The sequence below is a fragment of the Desulfospira joergensenii DSM 10085 genome (genome assembly GCF_000420085.1).
GTDB classification, from domain to species: Bacteria; Desulfobacterota; Desulfobacteria; order Desulfobacterales; family Desulfobacteraceae; genus Desulfospira; species Desulfospira joergensenii.
This window is the reverse complement of sequence record NZ_ATUG01000001.1, coordinates 2067616-2091036: the sequence shown is the minus strand read 5'-3', so window position 1 is coordinate 2091036 and position 23421 is coordinate 2067616. Positions and strand designations below refer to the sequence as shown.

At 54.1% G+C, this 23421-nt stretch carries 24 protein-coding genes; 19 read left to right on the top strand and 5 right to left on the bottom strand.

Going from position 1 to position 23421, the window contains the following annotated elements; translation table 11 throughout:
- Positions 1 to 24: 24 nt before the first annotated feature.
- The 4 genes from F608_RS0110665 to F608_RS0110650 are packed head-to-tail and all read right to left on the bottom strand — an operon-like array spanning position 25 to position 4471.
- The gene (locus tag F608_RS0110665; RefSeq protein ID WP_022665627.1) at positions 25 to 2052 is read right to left on the bottom strand and encodes a tetrathionate reductase family octaheme c-type cytochrome; all 2028 of its coding nucleotides are present in this window, start codon (positions 2050 to 2052) and stop codon (positions 25 to 27) included.
- Positions 2049 to 3248, bottom strand: a complete 1200-nt coding sequence (gene nrfD / locus F608_RS0110660; RefSeq protein ID WP_022665626.1) for an NrfD/PsrC family molybdoenzyme membrane anchor subunit — start codon at positions 3246 to 3248, stop codon at positions 2049 to 2051. Before nrfD ends, F608_RS0110665 begins: the two co-directional genes overlap by 4 nt.
- Positions 3241 to 4173, bottom strand: coding sequence for a hydrogenase 2 operon protein HybA (gene hybA, locus F608_RS0110655; RefSeq protein ID WP_022665625.1), 933 nt, complete (start codon positions 4171 to 4173; stop codon positions 3241 to 3243). Before hybA ends, nrfD begins: the two co-directional genes overlap by 8 nt.
- Before the next feature lie 55 nt (positions 4174 to 4228).
- Entirely contained in the window at positions 4229 to 4471 is a 243-nt protein-coding gene (locus F608_RS0110650; RefSeq protein ID WP_022665624.1) for a sulfurtransferase TusA family protein, read from the bottom strand.
- A gap of 212 nt (positions 4472 to 4683) precedes the next feature.
- Between F608_RS0110650 and F608_RS0110645 the strand changes: the two genes are divergently transcribed.
- The 11 genes from F608_RS0110645 to F608_RS0110580 all read left to right on the top strand — a co-directional run bounded on the left by F608_RS0110645 (position 4684) and on the right by F608_RS0110580 (position 14048).
- Complete coding sequence (locus F608_RS0110645; RefSeq protein ID WP_022665623.1) at positions 4684 to 6075, top strand: sigma-54 interaction domain-containing protein; 1392 nt, start codon at positions 4684 to 4686, stop codon at positions 6073 to 6075.
- 156 nt (positions 6076 to 6231) lie between these two features.
- Positions 6232 to 6459 carry a hypothetical protein gene (locus F608_RS0110640; protein ID WP_022665621.1) on the top strand — a complete coding sequence of 76 codons (228 nt, stop codon included), beginning with the start codon at positions 6232 to 6234 and terminating at the stop codon, positions 6457 to 6459.
- An 886-nt stretch (positions 6460 to 7345) separates the two neighbouring features.
- A complete protein-coding gene (locus F608_RS0110625) occupies positions 7346 to 7594 on the top strand; it encodes a sulfurtransferase TusA family protein (RefSeq protein WP_022665618.1) in 249 nt (82 codons plus the stop codon).
- A gap of 12 nt (positions 7595 to 7606) precedes the next feature.
- Positions 7607 to 8017: a hydrogenase iron-sulfur subunit gene (locus tag F608_RS0110620; protein ID WP_022665617.1), complete on the top strand. Its 411-nt coding sequence runs from the start codon at positions 7607 to 7609 to the stop codon at positions 8015 to 8017.
- 78 nt (positions 8018 to 8095) lie between these two features.
- Positions 8096 to 9391 carry an FAD-dependent oxidoreductase gene (locus F608_RS0110615; protein WP_022665616.1) on the top strand — a complete coding sequence of 432 codons (1296 nt, stop codon included), beginning with the start codon at positions 8096 to 8098 and terminating at the stop codon, positions 9389 to 9391.
- A complete protein-coding gene (locus F608_RS0110610; protein ID WP_022665615.1) occupies positions 9391 to 11175 on the top strand; it encodes a CoB--CoM heterodisulfide reductase iron-sulfur subunit A family protein in 1785 nt (594 codons plus the stop codon). The genes F608_RS0110615 and F608_RS0110610 overlap by 1 nt, the downstream gene beginning before the upstream one ends.
- A 29-nt stretch (positions 11176 to 11204) precedes the next feature.
- A complete protein-coding gene (locus tag F608_RS31470) occupies positions 11205 to 11543 on the top strand; it encodes a hypothetical protein (RefSeq protein WP_022665614.1) in 339 nt (112 codons plus the stop codon).
- On the top strand, positions 11540 to 11854 hold the full coding sequence (locus F608_RS0110600) for a 4Fe-4S dicluster domain-containing protein (RefSeq protein ID WP_022665613.1): 315 nt from the start codon (positions 11540 to 11542) through the stop codon (positions 11852 to 11854). The genes F608_RS31470 and F608_RS0110600 overlap by 4 nt, the downstream gene beginning before the upstream one ends.
- A 3-nt stretch (positions 11855 to 11857) precedes the next feature.
- Complete coding sequence (locus tag F608_RS0110595) at positions 11858 to 12784, top strand: (Fe-S)-binding protein (protein WP_022665612.1); 927 nt, start codon at positions 11858 to 11860, stop codon at positions 12782 to 12784.
- A 62-nt stretch (positions 12785 to 12846) separates the two neighbouring features.
- Positions 12847 to 13212 carry a DsrE family protein gene (locus F608_RS0110590; RefSeq protein ID WP_022665611.1) on the top strand — a complete coding sequence of 122 codons (366 nt, stop codon included), beginning with the start codon at positions 12847 to 12849 and terminating at the stop codon, positions 13210 to 13212.
- A 122-nt stretch (positions 13213 to 13334) separates the two neighbouring features.
- Positions 13335 to 14048, top strand: coding sequence for a hypothetical protein (locus tag F608_RS0110580; RefSeq protein WP_022665609.1), 714 nt, complete (start codon positions 13335 to 13337; stop codon positions 14046 to 14048).
- Positions 14049 to 14072: 24 nt separating this feature from the next.
- Here the strand turns inward: F608_RS0110580 and F608_RS0110575 are convergent, their stop codons facing one another.
- Positions 14073 to 14594 (bottom strand): TrmH family RNA methyltransferase, encoded by a 522-nt coding sequence (locus F608_RS0110575; RefSeq protein WP_244154262.1) that lies wholly within the window; start codon positions 14592 to 14594, stop codon positions 14073 to 14075.
- Between the two features lie 172 nt (positions 14595 to 14766).
- Here F608_RS0110575 and F608_RS0110565 point away from each other — a divergent pair, with 172 nt between their 5' ends.
- The 8 genes from F608_RS0110565 to F608_RS0110530 all read left to right on the top strand — a co-directional run bounded on the left by F608_RS0110565 (position 14767) and on the right by F608_RS0110530 (position 23392).
- Complete coding sequence (locus F608_RS0110565) at positions 14767 to 15501, top strand: FadR/GntR family transcriptional regulator (protein ID WP_022665607.1); 735 nt, start codon at positions 14767 to 14769, stop codon at positions 15499 to 15501.
- Positions 15502 to 15527: 26 nt separating this feature from the next.
- Positions 15528 to 16718 carry a metal-dependent hydrolase family protein gene (locus F608_RS0110560; RefSeq protein ID WP_022665606.1) on the top strand — a complete coding sequence of 397 codons (1191 nt, stop codon included), beginning with the start codon at positions 15528 to 15530 and terminating at the stop codon, positions 16716 to 16718.
- Positions 16719 to 16829: 111 nt separating this feature from the next.
- On the top strand, positions 16830 to 18377 hold the full coding sequence (locus F608_RS0110555) for an ABC transporter substrate-binding protein (protein ID WP_022665605.1): 1548 nt from the start codon (positions 16830 to 16832) through the stop codon (positions 18375 to 18377).
- Positions 18378 to 18386: 9 nt separating this feature from the next.
- The gene (gene nikB, locus F608_RS0110550; RefSeq protein WP_022665604.1) at positions 18387 to 19307 is read left to right on the top strand and encodes a nickel ABC transporter permease; all 921 of its coding nucleotides are present in this window, start codon (positions 18387 to 18389) and stop codon (positions 19305 to 19307) included.
- Complete coding sequence (locus F608_RS0110545) at positions 19300 to 20196, top strand: ABC transporter permease (RefSeq protein WP_022665603.1); 897 nt, start codon at positions 19300 to 19302, stop codon at positions 20194 to 20196. The genes nikB and F608_RS0110545 overlap by 8 nt, the downstream gene beginning before the upstream one ends.
- Positions 20193 to 21173 carry an ABC transporter ATP-binding protein gene (locus F608_RS0110540; protein WP_022665602.1) on the top strand — a complete coding sequence of 327 codons (981 nt, stop codon included), beginning with the start codon at positions 20193 to 20195 and terminating at the stop codon, positions 21171 to 21173. Before F608_RS0110545 ends, F608_RS0110540 begins: the two co-directional genes overlap by 4 nt.
- Positions 21174 to 21186: 13 nt before the next feature.
- The gene (locus tag F608_RS0110535; RefSeq protein ID WP_022665601.1) at positions 21187 to 22149 is read left to right on the top strand and encodes an ABC transporter ATP-binding protein; all 963 of its coding nucleotides are present in this window, start codon (positions 21187 to 21189) and stop codon (positions 22147 to 22149) included.
- 76 nt (positions 22150 to 22225) lie between these two features.
- Complete coding sequence (locus F608_RS0110530; RefSeq protein WP_022665600.1) at positions 22226 to 23392, top strand: M20 metallopeptidase family protein; 1167 nt, start codon at positions 22226 to 22228, stop codon at positions 23390 to 23392.
- Positions 23393 to 23421 lie beyond the last annotated feature (29 nt).

Sequence of the window (23421 nt, the reverse complement as noted above, 5' to 3'; positions counted from 1 at the left end):
TCCGGGGCCGGGCCTGGGGTGTAATTATTCACTGGGCCCGGCATATCCCATGGGCAGCTTTTTGAACCGGCCGCCGTGGATAATGGGATCTCCCTTGTAACCCAGGGCCTTAAAGTTGATATAATCGGTTTTATCAATCAGGTGTCCCACATCCCTTCCCTTGGATTTCATATAGGAAAAATCAGTGCCCTTGTGGGCGATTTTTTTGAAATCCACATTCCGTTTGTCCTGGTGACATCTGTTGCAGGTCTGTTCACCCTTGAGACTTTCATGGCATTGGACACAGGACAGGGCCATCTCAGACGGCATGACCTCGTGTTCCAGCCGCCAGTACATCCAGGTCTCCTTCCACTTATAGGAACCGCTGTACTCAAGACCCGCGGCATCCATGCCGTCAGCAAAGGCTTTTTCCCAGTCCAGGTGTTTCCAGTATGCGGTTTTGTCTTCCTTGTTGCGGGGAAAGAGATGGGGGACCAGGACATACTCATGGTCCGCATCAATGGCCTGGATTCCTTTCATGATCTTAAAGGGAGTGATCTTGGAACCGGGGTCGTTGATGGAGCCCACCGGGCGGGTCAGGTTGATGACATCGGCATTGAGATCCACCTTTTCCCCCATGAGGACCCGGTTCATGAAGCCGGAATACCATTGATAATCGGGCAGGGCCGACTCTTCCCATTTGAACTCTCCCTTTTTCCAATTGTAGTCGGGCTTGCCGTACTTGTCTTTCTTGACCTTCCGTTTTTTATCTCCGGCCTTGGACCAGTCCCAGAAGGTCTTGGTGGGCTTGCACTTGGCAAACACCGGGGAATGACAGACATTGCAGTCCAGGGTTTTGGCGTGGTCGTTCAGATGGTGGTCCAGAAGGCTGCCGCAGTAATGGGGGGTTTCCCCATGGCAGCCCTGGCAGGAGACCGTTCCTTCCGCAGCGGGCACGGAGCTGCTTCTGCCCTTGATCCTATGGTTCCGGGTTTTGTGGCACTCGGTACAGGTGAAATCGTATCCTCCCATGTGAATGTCACAGCTCCTGTCCGGCTGGAGCAGCTGGCGGGACATGTCCGCATGCTTGATGGCATCTCCGCCTCCGCCGTTGAAGTGACAGGATCCGCAGGTGGCCCGGCTGGAATGGCCGATATTTTCAGCCACCTTTTTCAGGTTAACCTCTTTTTTGGGCATACCGGCGCCGGGCGGGTCTTTTTTGTAAGTGCCCGTGGTGTCGTGACAGACCAGGCAGTCAATTTTTGTCTTGTCCGTGAAATCAAAGTTTTTGTCCTTCCATCCGTATCCTGCGTGACAGCTTGTGCACCGGGGTTCGTTGCTGGGCAAGGCGATGCAATAGTTGTTCACGGCTGTGGTGCCCTTGCCGTGGAGGATGTCCTTTCTATGGCCCGTGGTATATGGGGAGGGGCCCCTCCAGAGCCAGTGGGCCGTCTTGAGCATATCCTCTCCCTGGGTTTCGTGGCACCGCAGGCACTCTGCGGTTACCTGGAAGGGATCGGCATTGTCCGGCAGTCTAACCAGCTCCCTGTGATCCGGAACATTTTTCAAATGGCACCCTTTGCAGTCTGACGGACCTTTGGCTTCCTCTATGTGGCACTCCATACACTGCTGGTGGTAGGCCGCCTTAAGACCGATTCTCTCCGGGTGGTCCGGATTGAATGCATCCTGGTGACAGGCCGAACACCGGGTGGTTTCCAGGGCGTTTTCATCTTTTGGTCTGAAATGATGGCATTTGGTACAGTCCTGGATCAGTGCCGCATGCCGTTTGTGGGCAAACCTTACCGGTTCGTAATGGTCTTCCCGTTTTTTGATGATGGGGCTGTCCAGGAGAAAATAGTTGTCCGTGGCGTCATCCAGGGAGATGCCTGCATCCATGAGGCAGATTCTCCGGGTGATCCGGCAGTCATCCTTGTACTCTTTGATAAAGGGGACGATCTCCTTGGCCCTTTCCCTGGCCTTTTCCTGGTCCGGAGCCTTCCAGGCCCGGGCTCCCAGACATGGCGATGCCCCAAACAGAACCAGTCCGGCCAGGAAAATTATTTTTTTGATCATGAAGACAACTCCTCGGATCCCTGAAGGACCGGCAGATAGGTTACGGCGATCCTGTAGATAAACATTAAAGTTGCGATGAGCCCGAAAGTAACCAGCATTTCACCCATTGCCGGGAAATATCCGTTGTCGCTCAGGGGCGGTTTATATCCGACGATAAATACGTTGATCCGATTCAGGACCACACCGCCGACGATAAGGGCGGCCGCCGTGAAAATTCCTCTTCTGGAAGTCCGCACCTTTTCAAAGAGGAGCATGAACCAGGGCAGGATCACTCCCAAACCCATTTCCACGATAAATGAATTGGTCTGGTGGGTTCCGTCCAGCAGGTAAACCCAGGTTCCCCGGACAAAAAGATCGCTGATTTTAAGCAGCATATAGATTCCCAGAAGAAAAATGGTGATCCGGGTCAGGGGGGCCAGGATGTTCATCTCGGAATCGAGTTTAAAGGAAGAGGTGGCCAGGGTGGTTTCAAACACCACCATGGGGTATCCCACGGCAAAGGCCGAAGTCAGGAAAAAGAGCGGGAGCATGGGGGTATACCAGAGGGGGTGGAGCTTGGTGGGGGCCACCAGCATGAGAGAGCCCAGGCTGGACTGGTGCATGCAGGACAGGACCACGCCCAGGATGATGAAGATCCACATGATCTTGTCCAGGACGGCGTCACCAATGGCAAGGATCCCCTCCACCATTCCGTTGAGCCCGGCCAGGGGACCCGGCAGACTCACTCTTCCCTTGAACTGCTCGGCAAGGATGGGGAAAAATTCAATGTAGAGCACGTTCAGGTATACCATCACGCACATGGCCACTTCAAAGAGGACCGAATTGGTATTCCAGTTGAACATGGGTTTCCATATGGCCCAGGACCGGCCGATGTCCACCAGAAGGCCCAGGACCACAAATGTGTAGCCCAGAACGGCTGTGAGCAGGGCAGGGCGGGTAATGGGTTCGTAAAAACGGCGGCCGAAGATATGGGCCAGGGCCGCAGTGATAAATCCGCCGGCAGCCAGGGCCACGCCCGTGGCAACGTCCACCCCGACCCAGAGGCCCCAGGGTCTGGCATTGGTCAAATTGGTAACGTAACCGATGCCTCCGGTAAACCGGGCAATAATGGCCGCGGCTCCGGCCATCATGAATACCAGCATGACCAGAACGCCCGGGGTCCAGAATTTTTTTCGCAGGGGACTTGGTTTATGCATCCGGACCTCCTTTTTCCTTGGCGGTTTCCTTTTTCTTTTCAGCGCTTTTGTTCGATCCGTACATGAATATGCCCAGGACGCCGAAAAGGGCGAGGGGAGACCACAGATAGCTGAACAGGGAATGCTGGATGGTTTCCGACAGCTTGGGAGACGGTTTATCCGGCAGGACCGGAAGGTTGACCTTGTCAAAGGGAACTTCAGAAAGGTAGATCCAGGACGTTCCGCCCACCTCTGTTTCTCCGTATATATGGTTGATATATCTGCCGGGGTTTTCCTTGAGCCTTTTTTTTGCCACCTTGAGCAGGGTCTTTCGCTTGCCAAAGGTCAGGGCTTCCGTGGGGCAGATGGCGGCACATCCGGGAAGGCCCCCCTCCTTGGATATCCTTTCGTAACAAAAGGTGCATTTCATCACCCTGGGGGTAATGGGATCAAAGTACTCATAGGCCGGAATCTCAAAGGGACAGGCCACCATGCAGTACCGGCATCCGATGCATTTATTCACATCGTACCGGACCGCCCCGGTTTCATCCTTGGTCAGCGCCCCCACAATGCAGGCGGATACGCAGGCCGGGTCCTGGCAGTGCATGCACTGGACCTTGGCAAAGGTGGGGGAGGGGTTGTGAAAGCCGTCTATCTTTCCTGTGAAATACCGGTTGACCACGGTATAGGCCTTGGCATCGGGCCTCCGTTTTTTTTCAAAAATCGTACATTGGCAATCCGGTCTTTCCGGCGGCGGCAGCTTGTTGACTCCTGCGCAGGCCTCTTCGCATTTTCTACAGCCCACACACCGGGTCAGGTCCACAAGGCACCCATATGGATCCGGGGGCGCCTTGGACTCCCATGCCAGAGCAGTTGAGGGCCGGGCCGCAGCAGATGCGCCGGCAGCACCCATGAATTTAAAAAAACTCCGTCTACTGAGTTGCATTGGTCCTCCCAATTCAGGTTAAATATTTGTGAAATTTTTCCATTCCGTTTCATTTCTATTGCCCGGACCGTTTTCCCTTTTGAATGCCCAGGCAGATATGGTTTGTTTTTTTATGGTTGTAAATGATCCGGTCCTTTGATCTCTGGACAATGGTGATCAAATCCCGGGCCACATCTTCATCTCCCAAAATGAGATCAAGAACCTCCCCTTCTTTCATGGATTGAAGGCGGCTTTTGCACTTGAGAAGGTCCAGGGGGAAAATGACCCCCCGCAGGTCCAATGCAATTTTTGCCGTCATTCTGCCTCCCAAAAAAGGTTTAAATGGATGGAGTTGCAATGGGCGTGCCCCGGGAAATGGAATTTTTTAAATTTATAAGAGTACGGTTTTAAAGAGGATTTTGGGATGGCAGGCAGAGATTGACAAGAGGATTGTTACATTGTATTTAAACATATGTTTAAGTTAAACTATATTTAAACATGTGTTTAAACAATTGACTCGGAGCAAAGACCATGGAAGAGCGAGAGATCAATATTTTCTGGAAAAAGATCGTCAACACCATCAATGACGGCTTGATGTTCATTGGGCCCGAAGGCACCATCTTAATGGTGAACAAGGCCTTTGTATCCCTGACCGGATATTCCTCCAAAGAGGCCATCGGCATGTCCTGCCAGCTTTTGGGCTGTGATGCCTGTGAACAGACCCTGGACACCGGAATCAAATCGGTCTGGTGCAAGCTGTTTGAGCCGGGCCAGGAAGACATGAAAAAATGCCGGTGCCTGCTCAAGCGAAAGGACGGCAGTTTTCTTCCGGTACTGAAAAATGCATCCGTATTAAAGGATGAAGATCAGAATGTGCTGGGGGTTGTGGAAACCCTTACCGATATATCCGAGATCGAGCGCCTGGATGAAAAAGTCCATATCCTGTCCAGGCACTGCCACCTGGAGAGTGATTTCTTCGGCATGGTAGGGGAATCAAGGGAAATGGAATCTGTCTTTGATATGGTCCGGAAAACCGCGGATTCAAGTGCTCCGGTCATTATCCTGGGGGAAAGCGGAACAGGCAAGGAACTGGTGGCAAATGCCGTCCATCTTTGCGGTGCAAGAAAGGAGGGCCCCTTTATCCAGCTCAACTGCGCCGCACTGAATGCCTCTGTCCTGGAAAGCGAGATGTTCGGCCATGCCAAGGGGGCGTTCACCGGGGCATACAACAGCCGGATCGGCCGGTTTGAGGCGGCCAACAAGGGCGATTTTTTCCTGGATGAGATTGGTGACATGCCCCTGTCCCTCCAGACCAAACTGCTCAGGGTGCTGGAGTCCGGCCGGTTTGAGCGGGTGGGGGATATCTCTCCCATCCGGGCGGATGTGAGAATCATAACGGCAACAAACAAGAACCTGGAAGAGTTGATCCGGAAAAAGGAGTTCCGCCAGGATCTGTTTTTCCGCATCAACGTCATCCCCATCCTGATTCCCCCCTTACGGGAAAGAAAAGAAGATATCCCTTTGCTGGTCAACGCCTTCATGGACAGCCTGAACCAGAGTGGCAAGAAAAGGGTCACCGGGGTGAGCAATGATGCCATGGACCTGTTTATGAAATACCCCTGGCCCGGAAATGTCCGGGAATTGAAAAATGCCATGGAGTATGCCTTTGTCACCACAGACGATTCGATCATCCAGCCCCTTCACCTGCCGAAAAATATTATCCGTTCCAAAGAATCCGAAAGGAGCTTCTCCCTGCCGCGCCAGGACCGGTCTCCAGATGAAAAAAAAGAATTGATTGATGCCCTCAGGCAGACAAACGGAAACCAGACCCGGGCGGCTCAACTGCTGAACATCAACCGGGTCACCGTCTGGAACCGGATGAAAAAATACGGGATAGATCTGAAGAAGATATTGATTTCGTGACGGATTCCCTTCCGGAACCTCTTTTCATTTTTTGATGAATTCGCGGATATGGAAATCAGGCCCTGTTCTCTGGTACAAAAAATGCTTTTTGTCTGGTCAGGGGAAATTTCAGGCTGCAAAGCCTTACACCCGGACCTTTAAAATAAGGAGAAAATCATGAATCAGACCATCCAGAAAACCCTATGTCCATACTGCAGGCTTGAGACTTTTGTTGAATTGCCTGGGGATTATGCCCCGGTGTATGTTCATTGCGATTCATGCAAAAAAAAATTCATCGTTGAGCGCAAGATCCAGGGATTTAAATCCTTTAGCTTGGAAGAGGCCCCCTGCATAAGCAACCCCGACTGCAGGGACATTGAAATGGGAGCGGCTGACGAACAATAGCCTTCCCAGCAAAACAGAACCATGGATAAGGGAAAATCCATCTTCTTTTCAAGATCTTATGGCAAGTCTGTGGTTTGGCCCGGCCAAGCCAAACCCTCTCTATTCTTCCTGCCCTCTCTTGTGTAAAAAAAATCAGGGTCCCCAAAAAACCTTTCTTCCCCGGGAAAAGGATTGGGCCTATTTTGTCTTTTGCAAAAGACCTCCATAGCTGTTCTCAAAAACGTACCGATTCATGCCGGGAGGAGCAAAGCTTTTGCGCTCATTCTCGAAAATCATCCATGATTTTCTCCGAGGAGGGATCCCTTCTCCAGCGGCGTCCTGCCGCCCGAAGGAATCCAATCCGCGAAAACCTCTGCTCCTCCCTGGGCCTGGGCTCAGTCCATATCTAAGGTTAAATAAACGAACATACATTCGGAACCGCAAAAAAGAATCCGGGGCAGCCACTGGCGGTATTCAAGCTGCCCCGGATCTCGGTGAGGTGGTTATCCAAATTTATGGAGGCAAGTAAATCTTTTACTCTTTTTGAATAACTGAAAAGAACCACTGCATCTTTGGTGCCAACCCTGAGAATCGGCTGGAATTCAGCCGATTCTTCCCATTTTTATATATATGCGGTTTTTTAGGACCTGTTTCAATAGACCCTTCGGTAACGCAACCGGAACGTTACCGATCCGTCGGGGTAACGTTTTTCCGCAACGGGTTTGGAAGAGGATCCCGGCCGGATAAATAAATGAAACCTGCGTTTAATAAAGGTCCACGGGATTTACCCCGTGGTTTTATCTTCCCTGTTTTGCCGTTCTGGCACTCTCCTTGCTCAACAGGGTTGTAAATGGAGCGCCTTGAAAAAAAGGCTACAACTCAAATCTAAACAGAAAGGAACCGTAAAATGACAGATCTTAATAGAATGGAAGCCGCAGATCAGGTGGACGCCAGAGGAAGTGCATGCCCGGGACCCCTTCTTGAAGCCAAAAAAGGCATCGGCAAAGTCCAGGTGGGCCAGACCCTTGAAATTCTTTCCAATGACACGGGTACCCGTGTCGATATCCCTGCATGGGCAGGAAAAGTCGGCCATGAATACCTGGGATTTCTTGAAGCAGATGGGTATGACAGACATTTTATAACCCGCAACAAATAAACAGGTGATGATGTGGCAGACAAACCGGCAAATAAGATACTGATCCTGGCCACGGAAACCTGTGCCTATCCGGGTGCGGATTCAGTGGGTCAGGCCCACACAAGCTATCCGGCCAATACCTATATCCTGCGGGTCAGGGCGCCGGTTCTTTTCCCGGAATCCTTTTACATTGATTGCTTCAGAAAAGGGATCAGCGGCATCATTATCATGTCCTGCGGTGAAGAATGTCCCTATGAAGGCGCATACAAGGCTCTGGCCACCCGGCTCAATTCGGTTTACCGGAAAATGAAGGAGCTGAAACTGGACCTGAAGCGCCTTCGCCTGACAGCCATCTGTACGGTCTGCAACCGGGCCTTTTTAAACGAAGTCAACCAGATGAACCAGCTGGTCGGGGAGCTTGGGCCGCCCCAACTGGAATCCTGAGCCTGCAACCACACAGGGTCTGCTGCCCGGATTCCCGGAGCAGCAGACCCCATCTTAAGAATTCTTTTAGGAGGAACCATGATCTCCATTAAAACCTTTGACACCCTTGTTGTGGGGGCAGGGATCGCCGGGCTGCAAACGGCCCTGGATCTTGGCGACCAGGGGTACAAGGTCGCCGTTCTGGAAAAAGATCCTTCCATCGGCGGCAAGATGATCCGGCTTTCAAAAGTATTCCCTACTTTGGACTGCGCCAGCTGCATCACCACCCCCAAGATGTCTTCTGCGGCCCACCATAAGAATATCACGCTTTTTACCTATTGCAGTCTTAGGGCCCTGAACCGGGACGGCCGGGGCGTCAAAGCCAGTGTGGTTCAGAATGCCCGTTACGTGGACACGGAAAAATGCATTGGGTGCCGGAAATGCGAGTACGCCTGTCCGGTCTATGTGGAAGATAAGGAACAGGGGGGATTCTCCGGGAAAAAGGCCATTTCCATTCCCTTTTCCAATGCCATTCCCCAGCTTCCCGTCCTGGACACGGACCACTGCATGCTCTGCGGGCGGTGCGAAAAGGTCTGCCCCACAGATGCCATTGATTATCTCCAGGAACCCGGGGAATTTGAAATTCAGGCAAAAACCGCCGTTGTCACCACCGGTTTCGAGCTCCTGCCCAAAGAAGAAAATGTCCCCTTTGGAAAGGGCAGGATTCCCAATGTGATCGACTCTCTCCAGATGGAACGGCTTCTGGCGCCCCACGGTCCTTACAACCGGGTGTTACGGCCTTCCGACGGCATGGAACCGGACTCCATTGCCTATGTCCAGTGCGCCGGTTCCAGGGACAGGCAGATGGGGGTTTCCTATTGCTCCAGGGTCTGCTGCATGTATGCCATCAAACAGGCCATGCTGCTTTCAGGCTCCCTGCCCCTGGCAGATATCACCATTTACTACATGGACATCCGGGCATTCGGCAAAGGGTATGAACAATTTTACCAGAACGCCAAGGCCATGGGCATCGAATTTGTCAAGGCCAAGGTGGGAAGGATCGATGCCGGGGAAAAGGGTCAGGCACTTGTTCGGTTCGAACGCCAGGACGGATCAGGCATTGATACGGCCGGTCACGATCTGGTGGTTCTTTCCATGGGCATGGTGCCCGGATGGGATCCTGCGGGGATCTGCCCGGTATCCAAAGACACGGACCGTTTCATCACCTCTATTAAGCCGAAGACTTCCCCGGTGCTGACGGATATGGACTGCATTTTTACCGCCGGTGCCGCAGCCGGTCCCAAGGACATCGTGGATACCATTACCGAATCGGGTTCCGCTGCCGTGGAAGCGGCCAAGTTCATGTCCAATTCCCGGACAAAGGAGAGCCTATAATGGAAGAGAAAGATAAAAAAGTCGGGGTCTATATCTGCTATTGCGGGGGGAATATCTCGGATCATGTGGACGTGGAAGAGGTAAGGAGCCGTGCGGAAAAAATGCCCGGTGTTTCCGTGGCCCGGACCAATATGTTCATGTGTTCCGATCCCGGCCAGGAAATGATCATCCAAGATGTAAAGGCCAATAAAATCGACCGGGTGGTGGTGGCCTCCTGTGCTCCCAGCCTTCATGAAACTACGTTCCGGGGGGCCATTGAACGGGCCGGTGCCAACCCCTTTATCTACGAACATGCCAATATCCGGGAACAGGTCTCCTGGGTCCACCACGGGGATCCGGCCACGGACAAGGCCACGGTCCTGGTGGCCTCGGCCGCGGCCAAGGCAGAACGGCTCAAACCCCTGGATCCCATTCATGTGGATGCCAGAAAACATGCCGTGGTGATCGGCGGGGGCATCGCCGGGATCAAGACGGCCCTGGGTATCGCCCAGAAGGGAATCAAAACCGCTATTATCGAAAAGACCGATACCTTGGGCGGACAGCTCAACCATCTGGACCGGCTGGCCCCGTTCGGGGAGAAAGCATCGGATATCCTCAGCGAACTGCTGGAACAGGTCCTTGCCAATCCGTCCATTACCGTCCATACCGGCAGTCAGGTAAAGGAAGTTGCAGGCTATGTGGGCAATTTCGACCTTTCCGTCATGAAAGCTCAAAAAATACTGAAGATAGAAACCGGCGCCATTGTCATGGCCACCGGTGCAAAGTCCTACCGGCCCCGGGAGGGAGAATTCGGCTATGACCGGTACCCGGAAGTCATCCCCTTAAAAGAACTGATCCAACTCATAAAGGGTCAGAATCCAGGGGACACCCAGCTCAAATTCAACGGCAGGCCCGTCCGGAACATTGCCATGATCCATTGTGTGGGCTCCCGCCAGATCCCCGGGATTCACGAGCCCAAGGAAAACGGATTCCTTAACGAATACTGCTCCCGGACCTGCTGCACTGCCATGCTCAATGCTTCGGTTCAGATCCGGGAAAATTTCCCCCGGACCCGTATCTTTGAAATGTACCGGGACATCCGGACCTATGGCAGGGGCCAGGAAGAACTTTACAACAGGGCCTCTGCCAATAAGGTGGTATTCATGAGGTACGAGGCCGATGCCATGCCTGAAGTCGAAAAAAGTTCAAATCCTGATTTTCCCCTGTCCGTAAAGATCAGGGACAGCCTGACCTTTAACGAGGAGATGGAAGTCCCGGCCGATCTCGTGGTCCTGGCCACGGGACTTGAACCCAACGATGTGTCTGATCTGGCCTCGGCCATGAAGCTGCCCGTGGGAACCGACCGGTTCCTCCTGGAAGTCCACCCCAAACTCAGGCCCGTTGAATTTCCCGTATCCGGTATCTTCCTTGCCGGTACCTGCCAGGCCCCCATGGATTCGGGAGAAACCTGCAACGCTGCAGGTGCTGCCGCGGTGAAAACTCTCGCCCTGCTGGAAAAAGGCTATATCGAGCTGGATCCTTTTGTGGCGGAAGTCGATCCGGACAAATGCAAGGGCCACGGCGCCTGTGTGGACGCCTGCATCAAGGAAGGGGCGCTCGCCCTTGTGGAGGTCATGGAAGAGGGAAAGAAAGTCAAAAAGGCCCGGGTCACCCCTGCCATGTGTATGGGATGCGGGGCCTGTGCCGCGGTCTGCCCGGAGAAAGCCATTGATGTCAACGGGTGGGCGCTCCAGCAGTACGAGAGCATGGTTGATGCCATTGTCGCAGACGGCCATGCCGCTTAAAAAACCTTTAAATCGCGGGAAACTTCATCATGGAAAAACAAGACAAAACATCCGGAAAAGAGGCCTTAAAAGTCCTTCGGGCCCAGAGAAAGGAAAGTATCGCCCGGGCCTTGTCACGGATGAAAGCACAGAAAAAAGATATCAATGCCATTACCCGGTTTCTGGAAGCCGGGGAGGCCACCATCCCGGATATTGCCAGAGGGACAGACATGCCGGCGGACAAGGCCCTGTGGTACATGGCCACCTTAAAAAAATACGGCTGCATCGCTGAAGGCCCTAAAGACGGCGCCTTTTTCAAGTACGGCCTGGTCCCCTCATCCGGCAGTGAAAAAACCGTCAACAAGGAAAAAGCGGAAGGTGCCATATGAGTACGGTCAATTTGGATTTTGCTGAAGAGTTGAAAGCCTTTAGCCAGGATACGGCCCTGGAATGTTTCAACTGCGGGACCTGTACGGCGATCTGTCCCCTGGGCCAGGATTTGGTCAGCGATAATTTTCCAAGGAGAATGATCCGGTATGTCCAGGTGGGCGCCAGGGAGTCTATCCTTGAAAACGCCAATGAGCTCTGGAAATGCCTTCACTGCGGCCTTTGCACCCATACCTGCCCCAGGCAGGCCGATCCGGGGGAACTTATCCTCGGTCTGAAACGTTTTGTAATTGCCAATTTTCGAAAGGTTTAAATCATGTTTACCCCACAGGATATCATCGAAATTCTTGCCCGGAACGTAAGGCAGACCCAGAGCCCCTTCGGAATACCCAGGTTCATGGTCAATGCCTGGCACAAAGATCAGGATCTTCCGAAAAAGGGAGAGTATCTGCTCTATACCGGGCTGATGTACCAGTTCACTCCTTTTATCGAAACCTCCACCCAATATCTGGAAAAGTACGAGGACACGCCCACGGCCGAATACCTTAAATATGCCCGGTACGTTCCCGGCTATGTTTCCGGCATCGGACTTGCCCTGATGACCGGAGGAAAAGAAAAGAAAGAGGCGGGACAGCCCCTGAAAAACATTGTCCGGCTGTTAAAAGAGTCCTGCATTGATTTCGGATACCGCCCGGACCTGGACCATTATTCAGGCATCCTGCTCTACGACATGGGCGACCAGGACGCCTTTGTGGCCCACGCCAGGAAAGTCGCCCAGAACCTTGAGAATGCCGGAATCCGAAAAATCATCACCATTGATCCCCACACCACCTATGCACTAAAGGAACTCTTTCCAAAATATACGGGAGCCCAATTTGAAGTGACCCCCTATTTTGAACTGCTTGACCTTAAAGCTGTAGACGCGGATCTTGAAGTCACCCTTCACGATCCCTGCTTTTTCGGCCGATACCTGGGTGTGTCAGACATCCCCAGAAAGGTTCTGGCAGGCCTCGGGATCCGGGAAACCCGGATCCGGAACACAAAAGAATTTACCAGCTGCTGCGGCGGTCCGGCAGAGTCCATTTCCCCGGCCTTGTCCAATCAAATCATGGAGACCCGGGCCAGGGAACTTCAGGAACCGGGCAAACCCATTGTGGCCTATTGTCCCATATGTCTGGGCAACCTGAAAAAATCCGGGGCAGATGTCCGGGATCTGTCCAGTCTGCTGGTGGAACATATATAAACAGAACCATTTAGATAACCAAAGCCTTTTAACTTTTAACGCGTATCGTAAAGGAGAAAAACATGTCTGAAAAAATCATCTATTTCTGCACCCACGGCGGAGAGGGGGCAGAAAAGGCCTCCATCTGCTTTGCCATGGCCAATGCGGGCGTGGCAATGGATATAGATATCACCGTTGCCCTCCAGGGCAACGGGGTTTACCTTGCCCAGAAAGGATTTATCGATCATGTCCCGGCCACGGGCGGCTTTGCCCCCCTGACCAAGCTCATGGGCGATTTCATGGAGCTTGGCGGCAAAATCTTGGTGTGCAAACCCTGCATTGACGAAAGAAAAATCCAGGAAACCGATTTGATTGAAGGTGCCCAGATCACGGCCGGCGGAACCTTGAACGTTCTTGCCCTGGAAGCCGATGCCCAACTGGTCTACTAAAGCGCAACTTAAGATCCTGAAAAATGAAAACGCGGCGGCTTGGGTCACGGGGGAGGCTGTAGCTTCCGCGTTTTCATTTCAGGTGACCTTTAAATTGATCCAAACCTGACAAAGGAGGAAAAATGCAGAATTCCTCAACCCATCCGGCTCTCAACAGGGTGACCGATCTCATTGCCCTGAAGCAACAGGGTGAAGCCGTTACCTGCCGGACATCCTTTGAAATCGTGCCGGTCAACTTTGCCCAGGGAGCGGCAAAATTCCAGGCTTATGTGTTTCTCTGCCACTTCTCAGGGAAGTGCGGAACCAAAGAGTACCGCTTCAGAAAATGTTACGCCAAAGGGTGTCCCGATAACCTGTGTCCCCATGTTTCCCAGGCCGTGATGATTGCCAACCGGTATTTGAAAAGAGACTACCAGAGGCTGGCCCTTGCCGGAATAAACCTTGAAGAGTCTTTTTTCAGCCTGGAAGAGATGCTGGTGAAATATGATGAACTCGACCTTGGCAAAGACCCGGTCACCGGGGGGATGCTGACCATCCACGATTATATCCATATCGCTGAAGAGGGCAATAAGGTCCGTGTAGAGGTTTCCCTTGAAACCATCCCTGCCGTGGAGCACTTTGCCCATCAGAAAAATGAACAATCATTCCTCATGGCCGATTTCAGCATTATTACCCTGGGAAGAAAAAGCCGGTTTCAAAGGTGCCTCTCCTGTTTTCCCACGGCTTTGGAAGACCGGGAAAAACCATTGGCCGTTCATACGGCCAATGAGCGCTTAGCCCTGTTGTATGAGGATTTTGACAGGGCAGATATCGGGTATACGCGCAATTTTTTTTAAAAATAGATTTCCCATTGATTTTCTTCAGGCATGCTGCCGGACATATTCGTAAAGGATAATGGAGGCGGCCACGCTGACGTTCAGGCTCTGGGACTTCCCGAACTGGGGGATGGTCAGGCGTTGGACCCGGGGGAAAAGATCCGGTTCAAAGCTGATCCCGTATTCCTCGTGGCCGAAGACAAAGGCGCTTTTTTCGGGCAGTTCCGCCTCCGTCACCGGGGTCCCGGTTCCAGGCTCCAGGGTGAATAGAGTGTATCCCCTGTCCGCAAGGCCGGTGTAGCAGGGGTAAAAATCCCTGTGGAACCTTGCCGGTACGTGTTTAAAGGCTCCCATGCCCGGGGCCGGATCAAAAAAATCGATTCCCACCAGATGAATTTCCCTGGCGCCGAAGGCCTCGGCGCTCCTGAATATCTTTCCGATGTTATAGGTGGGCTTGAGGTGGTCAAGCACGATGATGCAGTCATGGATTCCGGGCTCGGCCAGGAGGTTCCTGTTCTTCTGTCTGCGGAAGCGTCTTCTGGCCATTTCCCGCTCGGACTTGAGCATCTGCCTGATCTTATGGGGTCCCATCCCGGTTTTGTAAAGCAAAGAGATGAAAAGGGCAAGAAAAATTCATGGAAGGAAATTTTTCCCCAGGTCCGGGCTATTTTTTCCTTGACAAAAAACTATTAGTATAAAAAACTAACTATAGTTTTTAAAGATGGAAAAATGGACAGATATGGAACCTTTATTTGAAAAATATACCATCCAGAAGGACCGGGTGTCGGACCGGATCACGGCCGTGCTCAAACAGGCGTTTCTGGACGGCACTTTGAAGCCCGGGGACAAACTTCCCACGGAAGAAAAGATCGCGTCCCAGTTCCAGGTCAGCAAGGTTGCCGTGCGGGAGGCCCTCAGAGACCTTGAGGCCCAGGGGCTGGTCCGGAAAGCCCGGGGCATGTACGGGGGGAATTTTATCTCTGCCCCGGATGTGAAGCTGGTGGGAGATTCCATGGTTTCCTGTTTCCGGTTCGGGACATTGACCGAGGAGGAGATGATCGACTTCAGGCAGTCCCTGGAGCCGGTTCTGATCCAGAAGGCCGTCCGGCTCAGGACCCAAAAGGACCTTGAGGCCATGAAGGCCAATATCCAGGCCTGCGAACAGGACCTGGCCCAGGGGAAAACCCAGGCCAAAAAACATATCGAGTTTCATATTCTCATTGCCAGGGCCTGCCGGAACAGCCTGTTCGTGGCGGTTATGGAGGCAATGGCCGAGATCTTCGAAAGTATTGCCGCTCCCTGGCAGGACAACCGGGAGAGGATGCGTCAGGATATTGATTACAACCATAAATTTTATCAATGCATTTTGGATCGGGACGAAAAAGAGGCGGAAAAATTGATGATCGCCCATTTTGACCTGACCCGGCAGTTCCGCCAGGAAGACCTGGACAGGGAATCGATCCAAAAGAAATAAACGGCAATTCAAAGGAACCAAATCATATGGCAACGGCATTTGTTGACGGCAGGCTGTTTTTAGGCAACGGCAAGGTATTGGAACAGGGCAGTGTGGTGGTTGATAAAGACCGGATCATCAGCGTCCATTCCTCCCGGGAAGACCTCCCCGGGGATATCCAGAGGATTTCCCTGAAAGATCATACCCTCTTTCCCGGGTTTATCGACTGCCACGTCCACCTGGTCATGGATGCCAGCCCGGATCCCCTCCATTCCCTGGCCCAAGAACCCATCGCCCTTACGGCAATCAAGGCTGCTGAAAACGCCAGAAAAACCCTGGCCGCAGGGGTAACCACGATCCGGGATATGGGCGGGGTCGGCGGAGTCGATTTTACGGTCAGGCAGGCTGCAGCCTCGGGACTGATCAACGGACCCAGGGTGCTGGCATCGGGAAGCCTGGTCTGTATGACCGGAGGCCATGGATGGCCCATCGGCAGGGAGGCGGACGGCCCCGATGATGTAAGAAGGGCTGTCAGGGAGCAGGTCAAGGCCGGGGCAGACCAGATCAAGCTCATGGCCACGGGCGGGGTGCTGACCTCAGCCGTGAGCCCGGGCAGTGCCCAGCTCACCCGGGAAGAGATGAAGGCCGGCATTGAAGAGGCCCACAAGGCCGAGAAAAAAACAGCCACCCATGCCATGGGAAGTGAAGGAATATTAAATGCCCTTAGGGCCGGAATCGATTCCATTGAGCACGGTGTCTATCTCAATGATGAGATCATCTCCCTGATGAAGGAAAACCAGGTCTTTTTTGTGCCCACCGTTGCCGCCCTTTACCATATCGGGAGAATGGGGGTGGAGGCAGGGATCCCGGACTGGGCCGTGAAAAAGAACAATACCGTGATTCCCCATCACCGGGAGAGCGTGAAAAAAGCCCTTGAAGCAGGGGTGGACATTGCCATGGGAACCGATGCCGGCACCCCCTTTAACTTCCATGGAAAAAATCTCATGGAAATTCCTTTGCTGGTATCCAGGGGACTGAGCCCCAACCAGGCCCTGGTGGCGGCAACGGGAACGGCAGCAAGGCTTCTGGGGCTTGAACATGAAATCGGCACCATTGAGCCGGGCAAGGCCGCCGACCTGGTCATGGTCAGGGGAAATCCCCTGGAGGATATCGATATCCTGAACCGGGCCGATGCGGTCACCCGGGTGATGAAACAGGGAAAATTCCTGGGGGAGTAATCCTGCCGGGCCGGGACAAAAGCAATCCGGGCAAATCATTTGCTTATCCCCATTTGCCCCTTTGGAAGTGGGTCATGAATAAAGATATTTGAAAAAAAGGAGAAAAGAAAAATGAGATTGAGACGTTCGTTTCTAAGCGGTATCATTGCTTTGCTGTCTGTACTTTTCCTGTTGAGCTTTTCAGCCGGGGCCAACCAGATCAAGGAGCTGAAAATTGGTATCGGCGTGGATGCCGACACCCTGAACCCCCAGGAACAGACCACCACCCTGTTTCAGAATATCTGCGACCTGATCTATGACAACATGTACTTTCAGGATCCCGAAGGCGGGCTTCATCCCAGGCTTCTGGCCGGGCACGAGGTATCGGAGGACGGGCTGACCTGGACCCTCCACATTCAGAAGGGGATCAAGTTCAGTGACGGGTCTGCCCTGAATGCAGATGTTATCAAGATGACCTGGGACCGGATCCTGAATCCGGATCTTCGGGTCCCCCTGCGCTTTGCCGTGTCCATGGTAAAAGAGTGTGTGAAAATCGATGATGTAACGGTTCAGCTGAATCTGAAATATCCCTTTGCCCCCCTGGATGCAACCCTGTCCATGGCCCTCTGTGTTCCCATCAGCCCGGCAGCATTGGAAAAATACGGAGAAGACGTACGCCAGCACCCCGTGGGAGCCGGACCCTATGTGCTCAGTGAATGGGTAAAAGGGGACCGCATCGTTCTTACCCGGAATGAGAACTACTGGGGAAAAAAACCGAGTGTGGATAAGATCTCCTTTAAGGTGATTCCCGAAGCCACCACCCGGGAGGCCATGCTCCGGACCGGCGAGATCGATGTCTGTTACAAGCCCCTGCCTTCCAACGTAGCCTCCCTGAAGTCCCAGGCCGCCATCACCGTGGACATGCCCCTGGACACCCGGACCATTTTCATGGGCCTGAACTGCCAGAAAGGGGTCACCATGGACAAAAAAGTCCGCCAGGCTTTTAACTATGCCGTTGATAAAAAAGCCATCGTGGACCGGATTCTGTTTAACACGGCCCAGCCCATGGACGGTCCGGTATCCCCCAAGGTATTTGGCTACTCCAAGATGGACCTTCAGTACGACTATAACCCGGACAAGGCCAAACAGCTTTTAAAAGAGGCCAATTTTGATTTTTCCAAAACCATCAGCATGAGGACCCCCAACGGCCGGTATCTTTTTGACAAGCAGGTGGCGGAAGTGGTCCAGGCTTATCTCCAGGCCATCGGGGTGAAGGTTGAACTCAGAACCTATGACTGGCCTACCTATATTGCAGGGCTGTTAAAGCCCATTGAAGAAACCGAGCTTGAAATTTTCCTTCTGGGCTGGGGCCCGCTTTTCCTGGATGCGGACATGGGCCTTTACGGCCAGTTCACCACCGAGGTGAACCCGCCCAAGGGGCTGGGATCTGCCTTTTACAGCAACCCGGCCTTTGACGCCCTCATGAAGGAGACCAGAAAGGAACAGGATACGGACAAGCGGTTTGCCCTGCTCAAGAAGGCTTCCGGCATGGTCTGGGAAGACTGCCCCTGGATCTGGCTCCACGTGGAAAAGTTCGTCCTGGCCTATTCCAGCAAGATCAAGGGCATGGTGGTCACCCCCACGGAGAAATTTTATCCCACCTATATCACCATGGACTAGTCATTACCTGTGATCAATTTTCTGTTTAAACGGATTTTATCCATTATCCCGGTTCTCCTGGGGATATCCCTGATGCTCTTTTTCATGCTCAGGATGCTCCCGGGGGATCCGGCCCAGGTCCTGGCCGGTCAGATGGCCTCCCCGGAAGATATCGCCATGATCCGGACCCAGCTGGGGCTGGATGAACCGGTCTATGTCCAGTACGGGGCGTTTTTAAACCGGCTGGTCCACCTGGACCTGGGCCGGTCGGCCCGGACCCAGAACCCGGTGATCGAGGAGATCTGGGCCAGGCTGCCCAACACCATGCTCCTGGCCGTGTGCGCCATCACCCTGGCCTGTGTGTTCGGAATTCCCGCCGGGGTCGTGGCTGCGGTGCGTCCCTATACCTGGATAGATTACCTGGTGACCCTGGCCTCTTTGTTCGGGATCTCCATGCCTGTCTTTTGGCTGGGGATGATGCTCATGATCGTTTTTTCCATCACCCTTCAATGGCTTCCGGCCGGGGGGATCGGGACCTGGAAGCATTTGGTTCTTCCTTCCGTCACCCTGGCTGCCTTTGTGGTGGCGTTTATCGCCCGGATGACCCGGTCCTCCATGCTGGAGGTCCTGTCCCAGGATTATGTGACCACGGCCCGGTCCAAGGGGCTGATGGAAAAGGTGATCATTGTCAAGCATGCCCTTAAAAACGCCCTGATCCCCATTATTACCGTGGTGGGGCTTCAGTTCGGCCTGCTCCTGGGCGGGGCCGTGCTCACGGAGACCGTGTTTGCCTGGCCCGGCCTGGGCCGGCTCATCGTGGACTCCATCCTGGCCAGGGACTATGCCATGATCCAGGGAAGCATCCTGGTCTTCGGCCTGCTTTACACCCTGGTCAACCTGGCAGTGGATTTGATTTACGCCCTTGTAGACCCCAGAATAAGATATGAATAAGCCTGATTCTACCGACAAAACCGTGAAAGACCCTGAAAAGAAAAGGAGGGAGTCCAATTCCAGCCGGACCTGGGCCAAACTCAAGCGGAACAGGGCCGCCCTCATGGGGGGCATTTTTCTCCTGATTTACCTGATCTGCGCCCTGGGGGCCCCAATCCTGTTCCCGGGGGATCCCTCCGCCCCCAACCTGATCTCCTCTCTTTCTCCTCCCAGCATGGAAAACATCCTGGGAACCGACGAGCTGGGCCGGTCCATTTTGGGCCGGATTCTCTACGGTTCCAGGGTCTCTTTGATGATCGCCCTGGGTGTGGTCGGGGTGGGCCTCCTGGTGGGGGTGCCCGTGGGCCTGATCTCGGGATATTACGGGGGAAAAATCGATTTCATCATCCAGCGCTTCACAGACATGCTCCTGGCATTTCCCGGGTTCCTGCTGGCCCTGGCCCTGGTGGCCGTCATGGGGGTGGGGCTGAAGAATACAGTGATCTCCATAGGCATCAGCATGGTGCCCCTCTATATCCGGTTGGTCCGGGGCTGTGTCCTGACCGTAAGGGAGGAAGTCTTTGTGGAGGCGGCCCGGGCCGTGGGAACCCGGGACAGGAATATTATCCTAAGGCATATCCTGCCCAATGTCATGGCACCCATTACGGTCCAGACCAGCCTCTGCATGGGCACGGCCATCCTCTACGCCGCCGGTTTGGGATTTCTGGGCATCGGCGTTCAGCCCCCCATGCCCGAGTGGGGCTCCATGCTGGGGTCGGCCCGGGGATATATGATGGCCAAGCCCCACGTGGCAACTTTCCCGGGCATTGCGATTTTCCTGGCGGTTTTAAGTTTCAACCTGTTGGGGGACGGACTCAGGGACGCCTTTGATCCAAGGAGCAAGATATGAAAAAAGATGCGCTTCTTTCGGTCAAAGGGCTTAGTACCAGTTTTAATACCCATGACGGGGTTGTCCGGGCCATTGACGGGGTCGATTTCGAGGTGTTTCCCGGAGAGACCCTGGGGCTTGTGGGGGAAAGCGGATGCGGGAAAAGCGTGACCTCCCTTTCCGTGCTCAGGCTGCTGAACCCGGCCATGACCCGCATCCAGGGCCAGGTGATGTTTGACGGGAACAACCTTCTGGATCTTTCCCCTGACCAGATGCGCATGATCCGGGGAGGCACCATTTCCATGATATTCCAGGAGCCCATGACCTCCCTTAACCCCATCCTCACCGTGGGAGAACAGATCAGCGAAAGCCTTCGCCTCCATGAAAACCTGGACCGGAGAGCAGCCCGGGAAAAAGCCGTCCAGATGCTGGAGATGGTCCAGATTCCCTCCCCCGGGGTACGGGTGGACCAGTATCCCCATAAATTGTCCGGGGGCATGCGCCAGCGGGTCATGATCGCCATGGCCCTGTGCTGCAGCCCCAGACTGATCTTTGCCGACGAGCCGACCACAGCCCTGGACGTGACCATCCAGGCCCAGATCCTCAAGCTTTTGAACCGACTGAAAAAAGGGTCGGCCACATCCATTGTGCTCATCACCCACGATCTGGGGGTGGTGGCCCAGATGGCCTCAAGGGTGGTGGTCATGTATGCGGGAAGGATCGTGGAGGAAGCCCCGGTGGTCCCACTGTTCCACGACGCCAGGCATCCCTATACCCGGGGACTTTTAAACTCCGTGCCCGTATTGAACGATGAAAGCCGGAACCGGCTCAGCGAAATTCCGGGAATTGTCCCCAATCTTCTGCGCATGCCCGGGGGGTGCAGCTTTCATCCCAGGTGTCCCAGGGCGGAGGATATCTGCAGAAAAGAGTCCCCGTCCATGACGGCTTTCGGGGATAACCGGCGGGTGGCCTGCTGGCTGGCGGATTCGAAAATATAAGGAAATTAAGTCCATGCCTGTTCTGGAAGTTGAGAATCTAAAGAAGTACTATCCGGTTCAAAAGGGGTTTTTCGGGAAAACCGTGAATCAAATCAAAGCTGTGGACGGAATCAGCTTTAGCCTGGAGTCCGGGGAGACCCTGGGGCTTGTGGGGGAAAGCGGGTGCGGGAAGACCACCGTGGGAAGGTCCATACTGAGACTGACTCCTCCCACGGACGGAACGGTGAGGTTCAGGGGCCGGGATTTGGGAGATATGAATAAGGAAGAGCTAAGGAGGGCCAGGACCTCCCTCCAGGTTATCTTCCAGGATCCCTTTTCTTCCCTGAATCCCAGGATGACCGTGGGCCGGATTATTGCCGAGCCCATCCGGAATTTTGAAACCCTCTCCCCAAAAGAGATCCGGGAACGGGTGGCCGGGCTCATGGACCGGGTAGGACTCCGGACGGGTCAGATGGGGCGGTATCCCCATGAGTTTTCCGGGGGACAGCGCCAGCGCATCGGAATTGCCCGGGCCCTGGCCCTGAATCCGGATGTGATCATCTGCGATGAGGCGGTTTCCGCCCTGGATGTGTCCATTCAGGCCCAGATCATCAATCTGCTCAAGGACCTCCAGGCCGAGATGAACCTGTCCTACCTGTTCATTGCCCACGACCTGAGCGTGGTGGCCCATATCTCCCAGAGAATCGCGGTCATGTACCTGGGCAGGATCATGGAACTGGCCCCGGGCCGGAAGCTTTACAAAGAGCCCCTGCACCCCTATACAAAGGCCCTTCTTTCATCGGTTCCCATGCCGGATCCCCTTTTTCAGCCGGACCAGGAGTTTGAATTGTCCGGAGATGTGCCCAGCCCCCTGGACCCGCCCCAGGGGTGCAGTTTTCATCCCCGGTGCCCTGTGGCAACCGAAAAATGCAGGACAAGACCCGAGTACAGGCAGGTCGCGCCCGGCCATTGGGTGGCCTGCCATCTGGTGGAATAGAATTTCAGTTTGCCTATAGAAACGGCCTTTGGGCCCGGATCAAAGGCTGTAGAAAACACCTTTAGGAGATCAGACCATGACAGAATTGAGAAAAATGATCCAGGATCTGGAAAAAGAAATTATCGAAATCAGAAGGGCCCTGCATCAAATTCCCGAAATCGGGCTCAAGGAAGAAAAAACCTCCCAATGGGTGGCTCAATACCTGGAAAAGATCCCGGGCATGGAGGTGACCACCGGGGTGGCCGGCACCGGGGTGATCGGACTGCTTAAAACCGGAACTCCCGGCAAAACCCTGCTGATCCGGGCGGATATGGATGCCCTGCCTGTCCGGGAGGATACCGGACTTTCCTTTGCCTCGGAGCATGGGGACATGATGCACGCCTGCGGCCATGACGGGCATATGACCATGGTCCTGGCCACGGCCCGGATCCTGTCCCGGATAAAGGAGAGGTTCACCGGGGCTGTCAAGTTCATGTTCCAGCCGGCAGAGGAATGGCCGGGCGGGGCAAAACCCATGATCGACCAGGGCCTGCTGGAAAACCCAAAGCCGGACTATGCCGTGGCCGGTCATCTCTGGCCCAGTCTGCCCCAGGGCACCCTGGGAATCAAGCCCGGAATCCTCATGTCTGCGGCCAGCATGTTTACCATTAAAATCACAGGCCAAGGAGGCCACGGGGCCATGCCCCACCTCTGTGTGGATGCCCTGGACACGGCCGGCCAGGTGGTCAATGCCCTCCAGAGGGTGGTCAGCCGCAAGCTCAACCCCCTGACCCCCTCCGTGGTCACGGTGGGCTCCTTCCACGCCGGTTCCGCGCCCAATACCATTCCCCAGGAGGCTGTTCTCAAAGGCACCACCCGGACCTTTGACCGGCAGGTCTGGCAAAATTATCCGGAACTCCTGGAGCCGGTAATCAAGGGGGTCTGTGATTCCATGGGGGCTTCCTATGAGTTTTCTTTTGACCCGGGGTACCCTCCCCTGGAAAATGATCCTGAAATGGTAAACCTCTTGAAGAAAACCGCGGCAAAGGTGGTTCCCCGGGACCGGATCCATGAACCCGAGCCCACCATGGGCGCGGAAGACATGGCCTTTGTTCTGGAAAGAATCAAGGGATGTTATTTTTTTCTCGGTTCCGGATTTGAAGGCTGCGCTCCCCTGCACAGTCCAAAGTTTGACTTTAGGGAATCCGTGCTGCTCACCGGTGTGGAAACCTTTGTCAGGTTCACACTGGATATGCTTGGCTAATCTGATTTTCTCGTACCGGATGAAATGAA